Below are 22,918 nucleotides of genomic sequence, written 5' to 3'. Positions count from 1 at the left end.
CCTAGATAATAAAAATCACAAATTTAGCTCTTTTTTATAAAAATATAAAATTCCACAAAAGTCGCTTTTACAGCAAAAAAAGTTGGTTATGTCTAAAATTTCTTACCTAAATGTATTCGGAGGAACTTTTTTCATAGCAGTTTCAATCTTGATAAATGAACCAGTTTTAGCACAGATACTAGCTCCAAGATTCTTTACACAGCAAATACCAATAATTCCTCAAAACCCGCAAATTCCTTCTCTACTGGAAGAACCACAACAAGAATTACAATCTCCTTCTTTAATACCTACGCCTGAGATTCCCAAAGGAAACCAAGAAAAAATTAAAGTTGAAAAATTCATATTCAAAGGCAACACTGTCTTATCAACTCAAAAACTAGAATCAGTAGTTGCTTCTTACATAAATAGAGAAATTACGTTTTCAGAGTTACTTGAAGCTCGTACAGCAGTTACAAATTTATATATTCAACAAGGATATGTAACTTCTGGGGCTTTCTTTCCAGTAATTGAAAATCAAGCGATTCTAATTAGCAAGGGAGTAGTTACTATTCAAATTGTTGAAGGCAAGTTGGAGGAAATAAATATTGTAGGTAGCGCACGATTAAAAAACTATATTCGTGAGCGCTTACGAACAAATACAACTAAAGTATTTAATAGCAAAAATTTGTTGATAGGGTTACAGCTACTGCAAACAGATCCTTTGATTGCAAAGATTTCCGCAGTTGTAGATAAAGGTTCTCAATTAAATACCTCTATTTTAAATGTCACTGTCAAGCCACGTCAACCTCTTAAAATTGAGGCTGTCTTAGACAACTCTCGCTCACCTGCCATTGGCACTTTTCAGCGACGAGTCGAGCTAAGTGATGCTAATCTACTTGGTCTGGGAGATCGCCTGAGTCTAGGATACAGAAATACTGATGGCAGTAATACTCTGACAACTAGTTACTCCATACCCATTAATCCCAAAAATGGGACTGTGCAATTTTTCTATGCAAATTCTTCAGCCAATGTTGTTGAACGTCCATTTAGCAAACTAGATATTCTTTCTAATGCTCGTGCTTACGAAGTAACTTTTCGCCAGCCAATACTACAACAAGTCAATTCTAATTCAACTCAAGAGTTTGCTTTAGGATTGACAGCTTCCCGCTTAGAGAGCGAATCCTCTTTACTCAACAGCCCTTTCCCATTGAGTGTTGGAGCAGATTCTATGGGGCGAACACGAATTTCAGCCATTAGATTTTTTCAAGAATGGACACAGAGGCATAGACAAGGAGCATTAGTAGCACGATCTCAACTCAGTTTAGGGGTTGGTGCAATTGATGCCACCATTAATAAATCTGCCCCTGATAGTCGCTTTCTTTCTTGGCGCGGACAAGTTGCATGGTTACGGCGTTTAGCAAGAAATGGTACATCTTTGTTAGTTAGAACAGATATTCAGCTTGCAGATCGACCTCTTGTGACATTAGAACAATTTGGTTTGGGCGGTGCAATTTCAGTGCGAGGTTATCGACAGGATACGTTTTTGACTGACAACGCATTTTTACTTTCAGCCCAAGTCCTTATTCCCATTTGGAGAACAGATACTGAACAATTAGATGTGATTCCTTTTTTTGATATGGGAACCTCCTGGAATAAAAATGCCGATCGAGATAATGGAATAGCAATATCAACAGGCACTTTAGCATCTATAGGGCTGGGGATACGGTATCAATTTGCCGAGCGATTGAGTGCAAATCTTGATTGGGGAATTCCTTTGATTGAAGTTAATACAAATTCAAATTTAAGAACATGGCAAGAAAACGGAATTTATTTTTCAATCAATTATCGCCTGTTTTGAAATCGGTAATTCTAGGGCTATCCTTAATGCTGCTGATAATTTGCTGGCACGTACAAGCGAAAGCTCAATCTTTTCCAAATTCTGAATTATCCCAAGCACAGATTCTGAATGATCAAGGATTTCAAGAGTTAGACCAAGGACAACCCCAAACTGCACTGCAAACATGGAAATCAGCTTACGATATTTACCGCAAATTAAAATATTCTAATGGTATAGTTGGCAGTTTAATCAATCAGAGCTTGGCGCTTCAGGCTAGTGGCTTATATCTGACTGCTTGTCAAACACTAAGCCAAGCTTTAACTTTAGAGCTAGAAAATTCGGCTTGCTCTAGCCCGATTGAATTAAAGGACATTTCTCAAAAAACCTATCAAGAACAATTATCTCACGCCTTGGAAAAACAAACGCTTGAAAGTGTTCGAGTAATTGGACTCCGCAATCTTGGTGATGTCTTACGGCTGATTGGTAATCCAGAAGCATCTTTAATTGTATTATTCAAGGCTATGTCAATGGCTAAAACTCTAGACTCAAAAGAATCAGATATTAAGAATCAAATATTATTGAGTTTAGGGAATACAGAACGTGCCCTTTTCATTCAAGCCAAAGGTAAGTACGAACTAACTGATGAAGTACTTACTAAACAAAAAACACTTAAAATAGCTAAATCAAAAATCAAAAATGCTTTACAATTTTATCAAGAGTTAGTAGCTAGAAAACTAAATGGACTTACCCTACAAGCACAAATCAATCAGCTAGATTTAATTTTAGATACAGAAAAATGGAGGAATACAACAGATTTAGATGGTTCTATTCAAAAAGAGCAAATCAAAACATTAGTCAATAATTTATTAAAATCCTCAACAATATTTGAATCATTACCTGCAATCGAATCTGTTTATGCTCAACTTAATCTCGCTCAGAGTTTAATTGAAATTGATCAAAACGTCAGGTTAAAACAAATTGTTTTTTCTAACAAGGAAAACCCATTATCAACTTCATTATTTTTAGCTAATAAAGCACTAACTTTATCTCAAAATCTGGGTAATAACCGAGCCGAATCTTACGCATTAGGAACTGTTGCCATAATTTATAATTATTCAGGTAAAACGCTTAAAGCAGTACAATACTTTGAGAAGGCTATGGCACTAGCTCAGTCAGTGCAAGCTTGGGATATTGCTTACGAATGGCAATGGCAATTAGGTCGCTTATATAGGCTCTTAAACAATTTTGAAAAAGCCAATCAAGCGTATGCATCTGCTATAAACAGTCTAGACCAAGTTCGAGGAAATCTTATAGGAATTAACCCGGAGCTTCAGTTCGATTTTAAAGAAAAAGTTGAACCTGTTTACCATGAATATATGGAGTTACTATTTTCTCAAGGTGAGGCAACTGCACAACGGGCAGTTGAGATTCAAGAAAAACTAAAAATAGCTGAGATAGAAAACTTTTTACAATGCGGTAAATTAAATATACCTTCTCCATCCAATAATCAAGATTCAAAAGATTTACCTCCAATCGTGTATTTAATTAAGTTAGGGCAGCAAGTAGAGGTAGTTGTTAAAACACCCAATAAATTTTACCGGAATACAGTAGATTATAACCAATTAGTTACCCCAATTGATAATTTGCTTAAACTCGTTACGAAAAAACAGTTTATTCTAGCTAATGAGTCAGATTATATTATTTACTCTCAAACTATTTACAATCTTTTATTTGCACCTATCAAACAATATCTTCCCAATTCAGGAACTTTAGGATTTGTTCTAGATAGTTTTTTCCAAAATATCCCTATTGACATATTACATGATGGAAAAAATTATTTAGCATCCTCTTACAGTATTGTCATAGCCTCAAGTTCCCAGCAGTTTTACAATCAATCTAGAAAATTAAATAATTTTGATGCTTTATTTGGCGGTATTTCTGAAATCAGTCCTAGTTTTAATAACCCCTCAGTTCCTAAAAATTTACCAGCTTTACCTGAAGTCAGAGCAGAAGTTGAAAGTATTAAAAAAAATGTTAGTCCTGTTTCAACTTTAGTTAATACCGAGTTTAATAGTCGTAGCTTTCAGAAAAAAATTGAAAATGATTATTTTTCTATAGTTCATTTAAGTACTCATGCTCAATTTAGCTCCGATCCGGAACAGACTTTTATTTTGGCTTGGGACAAACCCCTCAACGTCAAAGACTTAAGATTTTTACTCAAAAATGGAACTGAGGCAATTAATCTACTTATTTTGAGTGCTTGTCAAACAGCAAAGGGTGATAAACGTTCAGCGTTAGGCATTGCTGGGATAGCTACACAAGCCGGAGCGCTTACTACATTAGCTAGTTTGTGGCTAGTTGATGCTGATTCTACCGCTTTACTTATGGGTGAGTTTTACAAAGGATTGAAAAATGGTCTTTCTAAAGCAGAGGCATTAAGACTTGCAAAATTAAGTTTACTGAACAATAAAACATACTCTCACCCCTATTACTGGTCAGGCTTTATTCTTGTTGGTTAATCCAAAAGAGCTTGTAGTATCAATCATAAGTTGTATTTTGACAGCTTATGATTGTGTTTTTTAACGACTTCTACTTTTGAAGTCTAACTACCTCTTACCCCTTCTCCTCTTTTCTGACTTTGCTCTGCAATTTTCGCTCCTGCTTCTGCTTTAGCTAATTCTTCCGCATTATTCTCTTTTTGAGCTAATTTAGTTGCAGTTGAATACGCAGATATAGCGGCAGATGCCAAATATGCTTCTAAGTAGCGATCGCCCAATAATCGGTAAATAGTTGGATTTTTAGTGCCTCCTTCAGTTCTTGCCTTTAACAGATTAATTGATTCATTTACTAAGTTTTGAGCCTCATACACTCTATCTATATCGATAGTTAACTCATCTTGAGATTGATCGAAACTTTGAAGACGATTTATGGTATTTGCTATCTGCTGCATCTTATCAGTGGAGGCTATCAACACAACAGAGGCACTAGCAGCAATAGGCTCATCTGCTTGATTTGCAATGATATTTACGTTATAAACATTGCCTGGCTGCATAGCTGGTTGCTCTTTAGGGTATAGTAATTGAGTTGTTTTCGCTACAACAGACCAGCTAACTCCTTTGCCTTCAACCTGCACAATATAACTAGTAGCTAAAGGAGTTGTAGACCACGATAGTGTCGGACTCATATTTAAAATTACTAAACCGTAGGGAGTGATTAATGTAGGTGCATTTTCATCTTCCCCTGGGCCTTTGGGCTTGATACAAGTGCGCCCATCTCTCAAAGTGCAATTTTGATTTTGCCGTTGGTAACGTGGCGAACAATGCTCACCCATAGTACTACTAGTGAGTTGCAATATTTTTGCACTTAAATAGCACAAAACCTCAACCTTATGCCCATTAACTGGATGAACCTTATCCTCCTGGCAAAGCTTACTTCCGGGTGCCCAGTTGATATCGCCACTGAGAACTTTAGCCACAACCTTACAAGTTTGCTCTTGTGAATTACTTTTTGCTACAGATTTAGCTTGTCCCCTTATGCTGCTGAAGCTTGAAAACAATACTATTGATGCAATTGCTACAAATTGGTAGTAGAAAGCTTTTTTTACTCTTTTGACTGTTGATTCTGGTGCAATTAACATTGCAATTATTTCGTTATTTACTATCTATTGATAGCTTACCGGAAGTAAGATATTTTGATCAATTTTCTTTAAAAAGACGCTGTAGAACTTGCTCTCTCCATTGTTGTACCTCTGGTAGAGATGAATTGGTATTACTGACTAACAAACACACTTCCCAATATGTTCTAGCCTCATCCAACTCACCTATTGCTTCCTGTGTCTGCGCTAGCAAGCAGTAGGCATCCACTCTTTGAGAATCCAGTTCCACCGACTTTCGTAAATAGTTTTTAGCCTCTTCATAACGTTGTTGCTTGAATCTCGCCCAGCCTAAATTTTTATATAAGGCTGCTTGCCATTCCATATCTGAAGTGTGTCTCAACCCTTCAAATGCTAATGTAGATGCCTCAGAGTAATTTTGTTGTATATTCTTTAACCGTGATAAATTATTGACAGCATTCATCGCTTGATTATTACTGTTCTTAATAGCTAATTTGTAATTATGCTCTGCTAAGTCATATTGACCTTGTTCATCGTAAAAATTTCCTAAATTATAGAAAGCTACCCAATCATTCGGATTAATTTGGAAAACTTTATTATAATTATCATTCATACACTTTATATCACGAATTTGCTGACAAGCTAATGCCAAGTTTGCATAAGCCTTTACGTCTTTTGAATTAAACTTCAAAGCTAGTTTATAATATTTAATAGCCATGTTATATTCATCCTGACGAACAGCCCTATTAGAGAAATAACTTGATAAAGCTAGGTTAAGAATTTTACAACTTCCAAAAAGTGCTAATGTAGTTAATACTATTAAAAAATATTTAAATAGATTAGAATTAATTGCTCGGTTAAGATTTAATTGGAATGGGAGACGCTGCAAGCGCTGCAAGATTACTTGAGTTGTCTGTGGACGCTGCCCTGGAAAAGGAGCCATCATTTCATCAAGCAAATCAGCGAAAGGTTCGTCAATCTGTAATGCTTTATCTCTCCAAATTAGTCTTCCTGTATTTTGCTCTACTGGTAATTCCAATAATGATATTCCCGTTATCAAATCGACAAAAGTCCGTCCCAAAGCATAAAAGTCTGATTGAGGCAAAGCTTGACCATTAAGTTGTTCCAGTGGGGAAAATCGAATCGTTCTAACAACTGTTACTTCATACCCACTACTGAAGCGTGTTCTTTTATTCACTCCGCTAGCACCAACTTTTGCTAAATACGTTGTGGTAATCTGTCTAGCTGCTCCAAAATCAACAAGTGCCAGTTGACCATCAGGTTGATAGATAATATTTTCTGGCTTAATATCTCTATGAAAAAAGCCAGAGCGATGTACAGATTCCAAAATATCAACTAGTTGTGATAACCAATCCACTGCTAGTTTTTGAGTAATTCGTCCATGAGATTTTAACCACTGTCTTAAATCAATGCCTTCAACTTTCTCCATTACTAAACAATGCAATACTAAACGCTTGTCCTTCAGTGTAAAAGTGAAATAGTCGTCCACACCAGACTTAGGAATTCCTGGATGATATAACGTCTGCAATATAAGTGATTCTCTTTGAACCAGACGAACTAATTTAGGATCACTCCATCTTAGTACTTTCATTACTCTAATTCTAGATTTTCCCCATGACGGTTCAATATCTTCAACCTCAAAAACATCTGTATAAGCAGACATATCTTTATCCAAAGAACGCAATGGGCGCAGTAAAAGAATGCGCCCATTTATTAGCAAAGGATTGCCACAAGCTAAACAATTTTCGGTGTCTTCAGGATTGTGCCGCTTACTACACAAGGGATTTATACAGTAGCTCACGGAGAGTTTTACTCCTGTACAGAACTGATTAACTCTTTCTTACTTAATGATTTATATATTAAACCGTGGGGATCTACTAAAATATATTTTTTAACAACTGGTTCCATACCATAACTGAGTTCATGCTTACTTGATTTTTTCTTGGCTTCAATTAAGGAGCGCTGCTCTAAGACTTCCAAAGCTGATATTACTTTTGAGATTGACATTACTTCTAATTTTAATCGCTCTTTTAAATCATTAATAAGCTTTGAAAAGGGGACTAAAGCAGAATTTTTTGTTATCTCCTCGGCTAAGTAAATCATTATTTGCTTTTGGAGGTCAGTTAAAAGCCCATTTTGCCCAAACTGTAGATTTAACATCGCTTCAATTCGCGGGCCAATTACAGTAGTTTTATAATCAAAAAACTTTTCTATACTCCCTCCAAAGATGTGATTTATTCGATCGCAAATAGCCTCTAATTCTGACGGATTACCACGATATGTTTCAATCAGTTCTTTACATTTTCCTCCTGTTATGCCTTTTTCACGTATTAGCTGCATTGCTGCATCTTCTTTTAAACCTTCTATTTGAAAAGATGCAATAGATGAGTTTAGATTTACATAAGCAACTTCTCTTAAAGGTACTTGACTTGTTACAATTACACAACTTTGATGTTTTTCTTGTGTAATCCCAGCAAAAAAATCTTCGTATTCTAACTTTTTTTCAAAAATATCTACTTGAGCTATGGCTTCAAAACCATCCAGAACTAATAGACAACGATATGATTGCAAATGCTTTAATAATAAATATAATTTAGTATCAAGAGTTATATGCTTCGCTTCTTCTATCTTAAAAATATTAATTAAATCGGTAAGTAAATTATCAATCCTTGAAGAGCGATTTATTGTTTTCCAAACTACATATTCGTAATTGCTTGCGTCTTCTAATACTATTTCTTCAATTAATTTCGACGCTAATATACTTTTCCCAATCCCAGCAATTCCAATCAGTGCTACACACCTTTTGTTGAACAAAACAATTTCATTTTTTAAAATCCTTATTTCATCTTGTCGTCCATAAAAAGATGTTATTTTTGGAAAATCTCCATACGCTCTAGTTGCACCTATTAATCGGTCAACATTTTTGTATGACGTTTCTAGCTTTTTAAAATATTCTTTTTTTGCTAATTTAAGCAAAATATTTCTTAAAGTTAGTTTTTTTACTTGTACTCCCTCTCCAACAACTTCTGTAAGCATTGCCCACAACGCAGTACCTACTCCAGTCTGCAAATAATGCATATTGTACCCCGAATCGCTTGCTATTTCCTTATAGTCTTTGCCATCCCAAGATCCTTTGATTAAAACTATTTCAGAGCGCGATAGATATCTTCCGGTATGGTGAAACACCCGCTCTTGCAAGATTTCTAGTACTGCTTCTATGCTTAAATTTTTATTTGAAGACATACTTACCTATAATATAGGAATCTGATTTGATTCCTGAATCACTCATAGAGAGAGGGAACAGGGAATAGGGAATAGGGAATAGGGAACAGGAAAGAAGGAATCAAGTTATACTGAGTTTTATTCAAAAATTAAGTAGGAGTTCTATAGTACGTTATTAGCATTACCATAATAACTATTCAAATTCTACCTAAAACTTTTATATAGGTTTTTTACAATTTTTAATAAAAAGCTACTTGCTATCATCACGTTTTACAGGATATAAGTTTATAGTGCTACATTGCACAGATAATAACACGATCTCTCAAGCTGTTCTTAAAGTTACAGGTGAAATTTAAGTACAATAACTAAATTAGGCAGAGACTCAGGTACAAATTTAAGAAAGGCAATAGCAAAGGTAAAATCTGCGCTAAGTGCCGTCTGAGCAAAAGTCTCTTCCTATTAAACATTGTCTAAGGCTATGGGAACTCCTTAGATACTCCAAAACACTTATGAAATATGGAGATACTGAAAACTAAAAAACAAAAAAGAACATAGCATCAATCTCAGACGACCAAAACTTATGTAAAATCGAGCTAACTAAAACAAAACATGGAGGTCAAAAATGAAACTATCAAAAAGCTTAAAGTACAAAGCGCCACTAAGGAGTAGGCGCTTTATCTGTTTATAAAATTCATCGTTTAAAAGAGCAGGGGTTGATCTCGAAGGAACAAAAAAAGTTTTCGCTAAAGTTTGCCGACTCGGTGCGATTGCTAAATTTGTCTGAGAGTATAATCCGCGCTGCTTCCCGTATTATACACGGGTTGTCACCATAGCGTCCATTGGTGGCAAATTTTTGGCTATCAAAATTCTTCAATTTGTGTAAAGTTAAGTTTTGTTAAGAAGATGTCTCGAATTTTGTAGTAAAAAGCAGTAGCAGCGCGAATAACAGTTACCACTTACCAGTTGGGAGTAGAGTCCAAGATTAGATAACTGATAACTGATAATTGATGCAACCCCCTCTGAACTTGTAAACCGAGTTATCAGGGGAAAATCATGACAAACAGAGAACGCCCTAAGAGCGCTCTAAAAGGGCGTATGGGGTCGAGTGCAACTTTCGCACGGCAACTTTTTGATGCGGCGAAGGGTAATTTTTGGAATATCCAACCTAGAACGAGAGTTTTGCAGCTTGAAACAGTTCTTCCCAAGGAATTGCAAGGGGAGAATCGATGAACACAGCCACAACTGAATATCCAAACAATCTCACGGCTGCCCAATACCATGAGCTAACAGTTGGTAGTGCGATTCATCCGGCGTTGATTAAGCGCAACTTCTTCCACGTCGAGGGAGAATCAGTTTACGACTACCTGTTCATCTCCGATAAAATCCCGCGCAAGAATGCGGGTCGGGTAACAGATGGATACATAAAAATGTATCAGCATCTATTACTGGGTGGGACGTGGATTCAGTCACTTGACCCATTCAAAAACTGGCAACCAATGGAGTGGGGAAGGATCAAGCCCAACTTTCCTCGCATTGATTGGCAAAAAGGGAAACCCGTCAAATACGAGTCACCCCCCAAAACTCCCAACCGCGTTACCTACTTTGATGTCGCTAACCCCATCTGGGACAAAATAGCAAAACGTTATTTAATTAAGCGCTATCATTCACTTTTAGCATTGCGCTTACTGGATCAACTCAATCCACTAATATTTTGGGAGTGGGTGAAACAGCATCCAGAGATTCCAGTTATCTTATGCGAAGGGGAGAAGAAAGCCGCTTGCTTGCTTAGTTTAGGGTTTGTAGCGATCGCACTCCCTGGAATTTGGAACGGGCGCGTGGGCAAACAAGATTTTGATGAACGGTTGCATCCTGACTTAGTACCAATGGCTCAGGCGGGGCGCAAGTTCATTATTTTATTCGATTACGAAACTTCTTCTAAAACCAGGTGGTCAGTTTACCAAGCCACTGTTCGCACTGCAAAAGCAATCGAATCGGCAGGTTCTGAATGTGAAGTTGCATTACTGCCGGGGCCAGAAAAAGGCGTTGATGATTTTGTAGTTAGTCGCAGTGAAGATGCCAATGCACTACTAACTGCAATTATAGACGATGCCAAATCACTTGCCGATTACCAGCGCTCATATCGGGCTAAGAAATGGGGACTTAGCAAATACAAACCGGATGTCACTGTTAATGTCAAGTATCTCTCTGAGGCTTTGTGCATTCCTGAACTTGAAGAAAAATGCTTGACAGTGCCTGAGCTTTATGAGCTTGAAAAGGAACAACTTTTCACGCCATCTATAAAAGGACATCCTCCAAAGAAGGAGTCTACGGATTATGGCGGAGTTGATTCAGACAAATCGAAGAAATCTCCTACCTTCAATTTCCCAAAATCAGGACTAGTCGTACTCTGGAGCGACATGGGCACTGGTAAAACTGAACTTATGCGCTGGTGGCGTGACCAAAACCCCGATGCGCGGTTCCTCAACAATGGGCATCGCGTAAATTTGCTGAAAAATCTTGCCGAACGCTTGCGGACGGCGATGTATTCAGACTTGGGTTACACAGGTTTAGCCCAGGCTCAAGCCCTTAGTATTACTATCGACAGCTTGCATAAGCTGAATACTCAGTCTCTCACTTACGGCTGCATATTTATAGATGAAGCTTGCCAATACCTCACCCACCTACTGCACAGTAATACTTGCAAACAACACCGTGCAGCAATCCTAGAAGTCCTGGAATATATAGTATACAATGCGCCACTGGTCGTCATCGCTGATGCACACATGGATGACCTGACTGTGAATTTCTTTCTTGCAATGCGACCCAAAGGTGAAGTACCTTACATCATTAAAAACGAATGGCGAAACGGGGAGCGCACAATTTATTGGTACGAGGGGGATAATTCAAGCGCTCTAGTCGCCCAAATCTCGGCAGCGCTAATGCTTGGTGAGAAAGTCATGGTTGCAAGTGACAGTAAGCGTTTCATCAAAAAACTCGACAAATCCTTTACAATCAACTACGAAGAATCTAACTCCGAAAAATCACATACACAAAAAAAATATCGTATCTGGTCGGTTCACTCTGACAATTCTGGCAGTGATGAAAATGTCGCTTTCATCAAAGATATCACCAACGCCGTCAAAAACTTTGATGCCTTGTTCACCTCTCCCAGTCTCGGTACTGGGGTTGATATTTCTGAGTATCATTTTGATTTAGTGTTCGGTGTGTTTCACGGCGTTTCCCAAACTGCTACCGAATGTGCCCAACAACTGTACCGCTATCGTCCAAAAGTCCCGTTTCATATTTGGGTGGCCCCACGTCCTCCGTTTGGTTACAAGGATACCAATGCTACCAAGATTAAAGAGCGCTTGCTCCAAACCAATGAAATGACCGCTTTTCTGTTGCGGATTGACCGTCAAACAGGCAAACGCGGAGCCGAGAAAGATTGGGCGCTTGAGGCTTACTGCCAAATTATGGCTAACCGCCACTATTCTCTCAATAATCTGCGTGATGATTTGCGATCGCTCCTCACCGAAATGGGCAATACATTTATATATGTGGGCAGTGATTCAGATCCTCAGTCTCTCGAAAATCTTAAAGCAGCAGCACAAGCTTTGAATAGTGCCCACAATTCGGCTGTTGCCAAGGCCAAGAATATTACTTTGAGCGAGTACCGTGCCCGTCAGAGCAAAGATTACCTTGACCCTAATGAAATTTTTGAATGCGAAAAGTTCCGCATTTCTGATTCTTACGGCATCGAAGTAACCGAATCACTCGTAGAAATGGATAAAGGTGGTCGCTTAATTAGAGCAATTGCTGGACTTGAGGCCATTTTAGCCCCACCCGAAGAATCGTTTACTGACCCCAAAACTGGGCAAAGTTATCCTACACCACCAACAATTGTCACCCAAAAAGACCGCACTGAGCGCGACAATCTACCTTTGTGCATCGACTGGGGCAATTACTCGGCACGCTGGCTTGCTAGATTTAACCTGGGACTGCATCAAATTCTCACTTCTTTAATGAAGGGTGATGAAGTTAGCGCCGATGACCCCACTTTGCTCAAGATGACGGAGATCGCTATACATTGTGCTGCTCACGTCAAAGCAATTCTTGGGTTTACTATTCCCAGTGACTGTAAACCTATTTGGTTGCTAGGCACTCTTATAGAGCAGCTGGGGTTAAAGTTGACCTTCCGTAAGCAGGGTAAGCGGGGTCAACAGGTGAAACTTTTTTCTTTATCTAAAGAGGAATTAGAATTTGCAATGCATGTAATTGCTCATCGCGTGGAAAAGCGTAATCAAAAAGAAAATCGAACCTATTATGCTGCTCAAACCCCTGCTGCGTATAATGTAAACCCCAATCAGCAGGCCGTATCCACACCCCCCCCTAATGCTATAGGGAACTCCCATTGCCAAGGGGAGGATACTACAGATGAGAGCAGGGGAGCGGAGGAGCAGAGGAGCAGAGGAGTTGAGGAGTTGAGGAACAAAGAAGAAATTTGTACAAGTTCTTTCCCCTCTGCCCCCCTGCCCCCCTGCCCCTCTGCTCTCTTCACTGACCGGATTACTCTACTTCATTGCGTAGAAATACTTCGCTCTGGTATTTCTTGTGGAGTGGACGCAATTAAAGGCATCCTCAAGCGATGGGTTGAGGATTTGCGCTGGGAGGTGGTGCTGGAACTTGAAGCGATCGCCGCGAGTGAATTGCGACTTGTCGAGGCTCAAATCCCGGAATTTTACGCCTTGCTAAGTGAAGATGTGTTGCCTGTGGACGGGTAACTTAACCATGAAAACCTCTTATTCGTGCGTTTACCCTCTGCTTGATAACAAAAACCCCAAATCCTTACACTGCCAATGTTTGCTTCAGGAATCGAAAAAATAGGTTATGGAAACTAGAATTTACCAAACCTATTTTTTGACTCAAAGCGATCACTGACGGTAGAGCTGTAGAGGAATAATAAAGTTCAACAATTTCTGTTAGGTGCTTTACCCCGCTCCAAGCATCCGTCCATAAATCGCTTGAAAGAGCCTGTACGCCGCGCCCACGCTACGTTATTACTAGAGCGATCGCCATCGCTCTTAAGGCGGGGCGTAGCTGATCGCGCCCACATTCGGTTAGCATCACTCTCCTAATTGTTCAACTTTTTTATTTGAGTTTGGTGTCTCTGTGTTGAAAAAGTGGTGTAGTAATCCCTTTTCCAGCCCAAAATTGTTCAACTTATTTTTACGGGACTTGCACCCAACCACTCTAAATCAATGCTTTGAGAGACTAGAATTGTTGAACTTTTTTATATGCTTACAAAAGCTATTTAGGAAATTGCAGTGGATTGGTGAGAGAATAATGATTTAGAAAGACGCTTGACTCAAAAAAGGGCAGGTGTAGTGCTTTTTCGTCATGGCTTCTGAAACGACACCGCTTCTTAACTTAGTGTTGGCAACGCCGCCGCCGTTAACACTTCACCCAGCCGCGGTCTATTTGTCTAGCCTGACATCTTCTTCGCGGCGAACGATGGAAAAAGCACTAAATGTCATCGCCCGAATGCTAACGACTTCGGTTGAAAGTGATGCATTGTCTTTGGATTGGTCGAAGTTGCGTTACCAGCACACGGCAGCAATTCGCTCAGTGTTGATGGAACAGTACTCTCCGGCGACTGTAAATCGGATGCTTTGTGCTTTACGGCGGGTGCTGAAAGAAGCACAGAGGTTGGGGTTAATCAGCGCCGATGATTATGCAACAGCAGTGGATCTCAAGCGTGTAAAGGGGGATTCACCTTTAAGGGGACGGTTGTTAAAACCAAGTGAAATTGCCGCGCTTTTGAGTAATTGCAAAAACGACCAGACTTTAATTGGTGTAAGAGATGCCGCACTGATTGCGATTCTGAGTGGCTCTGGGTTACGTCGGTCGGAGTTAGTAGCATTAGACACAAAAGATTACCAAAATGAATATAGTTCTTTGCTTGTACGCAAGGGCAAAGGGGGAAAGTCTCGGACAGTGTATTTGCCGGATGGGGCAGTGGCAGCTTTGAATGATTGGCTATTTGAGAGAAGTAATGCGCCTGGAGCATTAATTTGTCCTGTACGGCGAGGTGGTCATGTTCAAATCCAACGGATGACTGACCAAGCTGTGATGACAATTCTCCGCAAACGGGCCTTAAGTGCCGAAGTAGCTTCTTTCAGTCCACATGATTTTCGACGCACGTTTATTACTAGTTTGTTGACTGCTGGTGTTGATGTTTTTACGGTGAGCCGACTGGCAGGACACGCCGACCCAGCAACCACGCAGAAATACGATTTGCGTTCTGAGGAATATAAGCGCCAAGCCGTTCAATTGTTGCATATTCCTTACGGCGAATAATGCCATATTGGGTGATGGCGTAACCGCCCACTTTATAGTGATACGTCATCGCTCGTGCTGCACAAGCAATAATCACCTTTACATGATGCGCTGACTCAATCACTTTTCGTTTCAGTTTACCTAGACACTACCTTTCTTCGATGCAGGCTGGGATCTTTTTTTTGTGGTTCCCCCTAAAAATACACCTCTAAAAGAAAAACCTAAAATAGGTGAAAAAAAAATAAACTAATAATGACTTTATAGTTAATAAGTGATGCATTAGGTCAAAGAGTATACAAATATTACAGGTGTAGATTTGGGTTAAAGAAAACGGGCAAAGGTGCTTATTTTAAGAAACTTTACAAACTTCTTCCCTGCTTCTGTTGCTTTCATGCCAAATCAAGCTTATCGGAATAGCCCGCTTTTTAATCGCTATCACGCCATAAAACTATAGAGTCATTTTTAGTTTATTTTTGAGAGTAGTGTGATTGCTCTATAAAAAATTCTTTAAGAAATGGGTAAAACTTGCGTGCCAAAAACTCAAACTTTCCTGCAATTGATTCCGAACTTGTCCTGAATCAATTTTCAGGGTGAGGGAGATCCAAATAATAAAATGCTATAAGCCTAGCTTTCGCCCCGAAGGGGCGAAAGCGCCAGAAATATAGTTGTGTAGCCAAAATATCCTTGATACGGTGAAGCAGCGCGGTCTTCTCCCAAAGGGAGAGGCTAGCGCCTTCGCGGAGCGTCTCGTAGAGAAGGGGGTTTCCCCCATGAGCGACTGCACCAAGCCCATAGGGGCTGGGCATTTTATTACTTGTAAGTGCCTGAACGCCAAGATGCTCCCTGATGGCCGAAGGGACTTTAGCTGATTGCGAGTTAGCTTTTAATGTAATAAATTATACAGTTAAAATACAACTTTAACATCGAACGAAATCCCCATGCTGTATCATGATAATTGTCTAGGTAAATAAATATGTTGTTGGTAGGCTTATTTAGCCTATTTACCTAGATGAGTATAATGTAGAAAGCTTTACTGCATAGCGATGCCTACAGTAATTATAATTGCGTAACATAAAGTGTTTTAGATTACAAAAAATACAGTAATACAGAGGGCATAAGGGAAGGCACAGACATCGTATGGCATGGTGTTCTGCAAATTCCCGCTCCTTTTAACACCCTCGATCTTGGCTCATATAAAGGATTAGTTTTTCAGAATCATAATTAAGTTTTTGCCGACCAATGGTCGGCAAATTGCGATTTTCATAGAGCGATCAGCTACGCTCTTGCGGTTACGCCATCCCTTAGTATAAGCATGAAGTAATCAATGACTGCAAAACTTAAGTATAAAAAACTACAAAATTTTGCTAAATAACTGATGTGCGTGAGCAAAACTATTTACTGGCTGAATTAACTTAGAAACGGCGATCGCTGTTGACTGCGCTGCTCACATCAAAAATTTTGGGTTTCATTGTTCCTTCTGACCCGAATGGCACTAAGAAAAGCTGAAACTTCCTTGCTGGCAGGGTGTGGGAGGTGTGGGAGGTGTGGGAAGCAATGCAGCGTTCATTGATGTGCAGTTATTCAATTCCTCCTCTTTCTCCCCACACTCCCCCCTCTCCCCCTTTCAAAGGTAGGTATTTAAGAAAGGGGCAAATTAACAGGTAAAATACAGAACTGATGTCAGTCCGCAAAAATATACAAGGCAGATGCGGAGCAGAATTAAAGGCTGTAGGAGGGTAAATGCAGATAGGAAAAAGTGAGGAATTAAGACAATGGACTAGAAAAGTCATAGAAAAAATGCCGAATCTCACAAAGCCGCAAGCAGTAGTACTGGCAATGTGGAGTTTTGGGATAGTGATGACTCAATCAAGTGGACTAACAACAGTTTCAGTATTTTTAGCAGAGTTGCTGGGTAAAAAAGAGAATACTGTGCGCCAGCAACTGCGAGAATGGTATCGAGATGCTGAGGATAAAACGAAGACAGGACGGACTTCATTAGATATTACAACTTGTTTTAGTCCACTACTGTGCTGGATTTTAAGCCTTTGGCCGCAGAACGAAAAGCGTTTGGCTCTGGCAGCAGATGCCTCGACTTTGAGCGATCGCTTTACTGTACTAGCAATTAGTATTGTTTACCGAGGTTGCGGAATTCCTATTGCTTGGAAAATAGTAGAAGCAACTAAACCAGGGAGTTGGAAACTGCACTGGCAAAAACTGTTGAGCCAGATCAGCCAAAGCATCCCAGCAGATTGGTTTGTAATTGTTACCACTGACCGAGGACTTTACGCTCCTTGGCTGTATGAAAAAATTCAATCCAATGGTTGGCATCCGTTTATGCGGATTAATCAAATTGGACAGTTTCAAGTTTTGGGGCAGGATGCTTGGCAGCCTTTAAATACTCTAGTGCCACAAGTGGGTCAGTCATTCAAAGGCTTAATAACTTGTTTTAAAACTAATTCAATCAAATGTACCTTATTAGCTCGCTATGACGATGGCTATGCCGAACCTTGGTTAATTCTCACTGATTTACAGCCGGAGGTTGCGGATGCTTGCTGGTATTCTATGCGCTCTTGGATTGAGTGTCTGTTTAAAGATGGTAAACGAGGTGGTTTTGATTGGCATCAAACCAAAATCACTGACCCTAAACGTGCCGAAAGACATTGGTTAGCCATAGCGATCGCTATTTTATGGCAAGTAAGTGTTGGTGGTTGTGTTGATGCAAATCTCCCTATTAGTAGTTTAGATGAATTACCCCAAACTCATATTGCACGACGCAATTTTAAAAATAGTCTCCCTCACCGTTGGCTTAGTTGCTTCCGCCGTGGATTTTTAGTGATTAAGGCCGCTGTTCTTAATCGTCTTCCATTACCAATCGGTGGTTTTTTCCCTGAGCCTTGGCCAAGCTTTACTCCACAACTTAATGTTTCTCAAATCACTCTCTCTACTGCCTGATTTTTAAATACCTACCCTTGAAAGTGTATATTGCCTGGATGGTGGCTTCTGCTCACGGACTGAGTATGAGGGTAGATTCGGTAGCCAAACAAGGAACCAAATTCACCATTATATTTCCTTACAAAGATGACGAGATATATGGGGTTGATGGTAGGATGTGCCTCAAATAACAGAGGTGAGTTGATGCGTTACTTATATGATGTGAAACTTTGGGACAGGATTGAAACAGGAGTGGAATTTCTAATTTTTGCGGCTTTGATGATAGCGGCAATTATCAAACTGGGGCACAACGATTTTCTACAAGCATTGTTTTACATAGTATTAGCTGTCATCATCTCACCCTGGTCACAATTCGAGCGGGTGACTAAGCGATATGTCTTAGTAAGTGCGTACATTCTTGGGTTGTTTGTCGGGTATTTTAGTTAGTCTAACTCTGGGCCGTCAGGAGAACGCTCGTTTTGTTGTTGCTGTTGCTGTTGCACTCTAATATCAAAGTTGATCAGCTTTTGTGTTTCTTGTGGTGAAAGGTGATTGTGTATTACTTTGTATTCTTCGTTATCATCTACTTTATAAGCACTAAAAGCCGATTGATTATCACTTTTGCGCCAAACAGTCAGACGCTGCATACCTTCTCTCATCAACAAATTTAATTGATAAGCCATGCCTTCATAGACCCGACCACCAATAGTATCTTGTCCCTTTGTAACGATAATATTCATTAGTGCAGGAATCAGAGACTTTTTAACAACCTGATTATTTACAGTCTCAACCAATTTTGACTGTTGGCTGTCAACAAAAGGCAGTTTGCGCCCTTTAGTTTCTAATATCTGCTGCAAGAATGTCTTTTTCTTTTCATTGATCAAATCTTCAACTCTTGTTGAGTTATCTATATCAGGTGTTCCCTCAGATTTATTTAAACCAAATTTTTGGGCGTACTCTTGGTAGTATTTTTCCTTAAGGGATTGCCTGTAATCTTCAATACTTTGAGCATTTTGCGTAAGAGATAGAGTATTTCTCACCTCACCAATAATATTTTCGCGCTGTGTGGGGTCTAGTGCGGGGGTTATTGACGGTGAAGGTGGGTGTTTCTCCATCATCAGCGCCAGTCTGTAGGCCATTTGGTTGTCAGAAAAGCCACTGTTGCGGTTGATGGTAGTGATGGTTTGGGCCACTGAGCTAGATTGCATAGGTATTACAATTCTAATTCCTGTGAATTAGTAGTAGGTTGTTGTGGAATGTGAGATTTTTGGGAATGTACTTCAACCTTGGGCGTATAGGTATTGTTAATAATCTGGCTACGAGTATTGAGCAAATCCTGAATCACATCACTCAAAGGAGGAAGACAAATATCAGTTTGCCCAATGTTCTGCTGCTCGAATTGACTTTGAAGGAGAATTTTTTGGTAAAGTTCACGTTGCTCCCCAATAGTCAGCTTGCCAGTTTGCTGAATTTTAGATTGAAATTCTAAATGTCCTTGCGCTACAGTCTCATGACTTGAACCATCTTTTTCTAACTGCTCCCAATATTGTTTTAAAACTGGATGTAGTGGTAGCACAGCGTTGTCTTGTTTTGGAGAATTAAAGCTTGCTTCTTGTGGGTTTGATTGTGTCTTGCGATCTGGTGCGTTAGGCGTAGATTGAGTAGATTGGTGTGACTGATCATTGTCTAAGTTACGGGTAATTTCGGGATGAAGGGGCAAGTCGATGTCACGGGTGTCTGTCGGGTTGCCAAATAATGCTTTGTAATTAATATGCAGTTTTTGAGCCAACAGTCTTAACTTCTCCAAATCAGCTTCAGTGATAGCCATCGCTTGGACTTGATGAGTCATACCAGTGTCAGTTTTGTCAAACTGAAAGCGAACAGCTTCCCGATTTGTACCATTGTGTTCAGTTTTGAGTAATTGCAGAGTAGATGTATTGTCAGTGGTTTGCCGAAAAAGAATCCGGTAATTGCCCAAGGTTAAATCATCTTTCTCGAAGCTAGTAATAGTTTGTGTGAGAATTTTTAATACCTCGTTTTCTTTGAAACTTTCTAAAATATTGTGTGTGCCTTTAGGAGAGACTGAACCAACGACAGAGGCTATTTTACGAGGGTCTTCATCAACAGAGGGTAATTCTTTACCAGCTTTCAGGTAGTCAGCCACTAACAAAAACTCCTGTCTTTCAATAGGCAGAATGTTAATTTGTTTTTCTCTCCAAATTTTTGGCTCAGACTCTATTTCTGTGTAAGAAAGTTTAATATTGCCTACGTGTCCCCATTTATCAGCTTGAAAAGTCATTAACTCTACATCATCATGACGACGAGAGATACTGTATTTATCAGCACCATGATTCTTGATTACAAAAGCATCAGCATGGTAGATTTTGCCACTGGTCTGCTGTTGTTCATCTTTAGCCTCAACACCATACTTTTTTAACAAAGTATAAGCAGCAAAAGCTATTTGTTTACTCTCGCTAGCTTCTAGGCGCTTTCTAAAAAAATTAGGCTCATAAACTGTAACATTTTCTTTTTTAGCCCAGGAAGTAATGCTTTTTGTGTTTTGTGGAATTACAGGAGTTTCAGTTTGCTGGGCTGCCTCAAGAGCAACATCTAAATGAATAATGTCTGAATCAATAACTTTTATATCTATAATCTGTGAACCAGGGTCAATAAATGGTTGACGACGATTCTTATGAAATACATTCATGTTTGCTTCTAATTCGGGAGCATCTGTCACAGTAAAATCTCCTTTTTGTTGAGCAATTGCTTTGACTGTGCCATCTTTGAGCTTGATAGTAAAACGTTTTCTATCAAGTTGATTTTGATGCCATTCTTCTAGAGCTATAGCCCCAGCAGATAGCTTTTCAAAACTTTCTCCTCCCTGTGCCACTATAAAATCATCTACACCCTTATGCGGCCCTGGCAGCGTTATTACTTTAACGACAGCACCAAATTCTTGTAATAAGCTTCCTGTCTGACAAATATCTCTTTGGATATTGAGCTTAGTTTCAGGCTTCGTTTCATAATCAAAGCAGATTTTGATTTCTCTACCAGAAGTTGCGAAAACAGCTAACTCATCAGCCAGATAGGAATCACCAATTTTCTTGCCCCACTCGTTTTTAGGTGAGCGATAGCCGGAGGAAATTCCCGGTAGCCCGATGGCAGCATGACCATGTGATAGTAGACTAGCCGCCTTCTTCGCCCCCTCTGTAATGACGAGTGGAATATTGTGTTTATACACACAATACCAAAAACCACTCAAGCGATCGCTATCGCTGGGGTTTACTCCAGCTTTTGAGTAAATATTTTGGGCAATCACGCCTGGGACATCTAGCAAGAAAATACTCAAATCAACTGATGGTGGATGCTCATATTTAATGAACTTGCCTTCAACCGCAACAGTGAACCCATCTTTTTTCACGGTTTTGGGTCTGGGGCGGTTTGGCTTATAACATCCCCATTCTTTAATTTGAGGTTGCTCACCAGGGGTAAGATTAGCAAATGTGCGCGGGTCTACCCCTGAATTACACCACCAGCCACCTGCATCTAGATGGGAATAGAGTTCTAAAAGCCTAATAGAGAGGCTACCTGTATTTGTACGTGAGAGTTTGTCGCTGATCATCAGCCGTTCCCAAGCTTCATGTTCCCCACCGACATAGCTAAAATGAAGACTAGAGAAGTTGAGATGTGCAATTTCTGGTGCGATCGCGCTGCCTACTACGAGTTCGTGCCAATGTTGCGGATCAATATGTTCTGGGTGATGCGGGATATGTTGAGTATTTTGTAGCTCAAGTTTTTTACTACTTATGCCATTGTTGGCGCTTTCAACTGTAAAAAAAACATTTCTCTGGATGGAAGCATTTAAACCTAGATTTTCTTGGTCTTGAATAGGTAGATATTCCTGGGGATTTTGAGAATCGAATGGTATAGTTAAAAACTCAACAGATGTGGCAGAAGGCGGAAGAATTAAGGGGGAATTGGGGTTAGGTAAAACTGGAGGTAAATCAGGCTCAGGAGGAAAATTCGACGGTGTTATATCATTACTGCCGGGAAGAAGTTTAGGCAATAAATATGCCATTATCTCTTCTACTTGTTCTATTGACTCATCTGTTACACCTTCAAAGTTATTTTTAGACCATTTCCAGCCACCATCCTCATCAGGAGTAAGAAAATAAGTTTCTTCTCCTATTTCGATTCGACATTTTAGATCAATAGCTGATTCGATTGATTTGTAAATAAACTCTCCTAAAGGATAAATAAAAGCTCTAATAAAATGCTGACTAGCTCTAGCGTAAGCGGAAGTGAGTTGCAAATGTCGTTCATCAAACATATCTATTTGGGTGTAGCAGAGTAAAGGGTAAAGGGTCAAAAGAGGCTCTTGAGCAGGGGGAGCGGGGGGAGAGGAGAAGCAGGGAGAGAATTAAATTTTTCTCATTCCTCAAGAGCCTCCCTTGCTCAAGAACAGCTTCCTTTCTACGTTCTTGTCTAACCGCAACAGTTGCAGAATCGTCTTTGCAAATATTTGTTATGAACAGGGTTGTCGATGATGAGAGAACAAGCTTGACGTAATACCTCATATTGTTGCCAGTTAGCCCCTAAGCATTTGATATCCATGAGCTTACCTTGGGGTGTAATGCGATTAAAAATAATATGAATATAAATATTACTAGGTTGAATATCTAAAAAACAGATATACTGCAAATCATGCCAGCCGATACCGTGAATATATCGGTTAACAATTTTCAGACAAGATTCTTGATTTAGTTGGATGTAAGTGTTTTTTAGGTTGATGATAGTATATATGCCCAAATTCCTCAGCTTTCGTCTAGTTTTAGATAAAGTCTTAAACTCCTGAATAATCTGAAGGGGAGGCAGACTAATATCAATAAAACTACCATTTGCTAAAATTTTCTCTTGAGATAGTGTTTGAATTAGTTCAAAATTATTAATTTTCAATTCTTCAATAGTCATTTTCATAA

At 39.5% G+C, this 22,918-nt stretch carries 13 protein-coding genes; 7 read left to right on the top strand and 6 right to left on the bottom strand.

Features of this window, described 5'->3' with window-relative positions:
• Nucleotides 1-88 precede the first annotated feature (88 nt).
• Entirely contained in the window at nucleotides 89-1,837 is a 1,749-nt protein-coding gene (locus ACFFRD_RS00980; RefSeq protein WP_392475923.1) for a ShlB/FhaC/HecB family hemolysin secretion/activation protein, read from the top strand.
• Between the two features lie 26 nt (nucleotides 1,838-1,863).
• On the top strand, nucleotides 1,864-4,335 hold the full coding sequence (locus ACFFRD_RS00975) for a CHAT domain-containing protein (RefSeq protein WP_392475922.1): 2,472 nt from the start codon (nucleotides 1,864-1,866) through the stop codon (nucleotides 4,333-4,335).
• Between the two features lie 83 nt (nucleotides 4,336-4,418).
• Here the strand turns inward: ACFFRD_RS00975 and ACFFRD_RS00970 are convergent, their stop codons facing one another.
• The 3 genes from ACFFRD_RS00970 to ACFFRD_RS00960 are packed head-to-tail and all read right to left on the bottom strand — an operon-like array spanning nucleotide 4,419 to nucleotide 8,693.
• On the bottom strand, nucleotides 4,419-5,453 hold the full coding sequence (locus tag ACFFRD_RS00970) for a hypothetical protein (protein WP_340096505.1): 1,035 nt from the start codon (nucleotides 5,451-5,453) through the stop codon (nucleotides 4,419-4,421).
• Nucleotides 5,454-5,511: 58 nt separating this feature from the next.
• Complete coding sequence (locus ACFFRD_RS00965; protein ID WP_340096504.1) at nucleotides 5,512-7,251, bottom strand: tetratricopeptide repeat protein; 1,740 nt, start codon at nucleotides 7,249-7,251, stop codon at nucleotides 5,512-5,514.
• An 8-nt stretch (nucleotides 7,252-7,259) separates the two neighbouring features.
• Complete coding sequence (locus ACFFRD_RS00960; RefSeq protein ID WP_340096503.1) at nucleotides 7,260-8,693, bottom strand: ATP-binding protein; 1,434 nt, start codon at nucleotides 8,691-8,693, stop codon at nucleotides 7,260-7,262.
• A gap of 1,032 nt (nucleotides 8,694-9,725) precedes the next feature.
• On the opposite strand from ACFFRD_RS00960, the gene ACFFRD_RS00955 reads away from it, so the two are divergent.
• The 5 genes from ACFFRD_RS00955 (at nucleotide 9,726) to ACFFRD_RS00935 (ending at nucleotide 18,386) form a co-directional block, all read left to right on the top strand.
• Complete coding sequence (locus tag ACFFRD_RS00955; RefSeq protein ID WP_323234947.1) at nucleotides 9,726-9,902, top strand: hypothetical protein; 177 nt, start codon at nucleotides 9,726-9,728, stop codon at nucleotides 9,900-9,902.
• Entirely contained in the window at nucleotides 9,899-13,453 is a 3,555-nt protein-coding gene (locus ACFFRD_RS00950; protein ID WP_392475921.1) for a plasmid replication protein, CyRepA1 family, read from the top strand. The genes ACFFRD_RS00955 and ACFFRD_RS00950 overlap by 4 nt, the downstream gene beginning before the upstream one ends.
• Nucleotides 13,454-14,069: 616 nt before the next feature.
• Nucleotides 14,070-15,029, top strand: a complete 960-nt coding sequence (locus ACFFRD_RS00945; protein WP_392475920.1) for a tyrosine-type recombinase/integrase — start codon at nucleotides 14,070-14,072, stop codon at nucleotides 15,027-15,029.
• A gap of 1,719 nt (nucleotides 15,030-16,748) precedes the next feature.
• Nucleotides 16,749-17,960 carry a transposase gene (locus ACFFRD_RS00940; protein WP_392475919.1) on the top strand — a complete coding sequence of 404 codons (1,212 nt, stop codon included), beginning with the start codon at nucleotides 16,749-16,751 and terminating at the stop codon, nucleotides 17,958-17,960.
• A gap of 183 nt (nucleotides 17,961-18,143) precedes the next feature.
• The gene (locus ACFFRD_RS00935; protein WP_392475918.1) at nucleotides 18,144-18,386 is read left to right on the top strand and encodes a hypothetical protein; all 243 of its coding nucleotides are present in this window, start codon (nucleotides 18,144-18,146) and stop codon (nucleotides 18,384-18,386) included.
• Here the strand turns inward: ACFFRD_RS00935 and ACFFRD_RS00930 are convergent.
• The 3 genes from ACFFRD_RS00930 to ACFFRD_RS00920 all read right to left on the bottom strand — a co-directional run bounded on the left by ACFFRD_RS00930 (nucleotide 18,383) and on the right by ACFFRD_RS00920 (nucleotide 22,916).
• Nucleotides 18,383-19,147 carry a hypothetical protein gene (locus tag ACFFRD_RS00930; RefSeq protein ID WP_392475917.1) on the bottom strand — a complete coding sequence of 255 codons (765 nt, stop codon included), beginning with the start codon at nucleotides 19,145-19,147 and terminating at the stop codon, nucleotides 18,383-18,385. The genes ACFFRD_RS00935 and ACFFRD_RS00930 overlap by 4 nt on opposite strands.
• 5 nt (nucleotides 19,148-19,152) lie before the next feature.
• A complete protein-coding gene (locus ACFFRD_RS00925; RefSeq protein ID WP_392475916.1) occupies nucleotides 19,153-22,269 on the bottom strand; it encodes a DUF3854 domain-containing protein in 3,117 nt (1,038 codons plus the stop codon).
• Nucleotides 22,270-22,424: 155 nt separating this feature from the next.
• Nucleotides 22,425-22,916 (bottom strand): relaxase/mobilization nuclease domain-containing protein, encoded by a 492-nt coding sequence (locus tag ACFFRD_RS00920; protein WP_190898127.1) that lies wholly within the window; start codon nucleotides 22,914-22,916, stop codon nucleotides 22,425-22,427.
• Between the last annotated feature and the right edge of the window lie 2 nt (nucleotides 22,917-22,918).

This window comes from Nostoc sp. C110, from assembly GCF_043099725.1.
Lineage (GTDB): Bacteria > Cyanobacteriota > Cyanobacteriia > Cyanobacteriales > Nostocaceae > Nostoc > Nostoc muscorum_A.
Note: the sequence above shows the minus strand (reverse complement) of the source record. Positions and strands in the feature narration are given on the sequence as shown.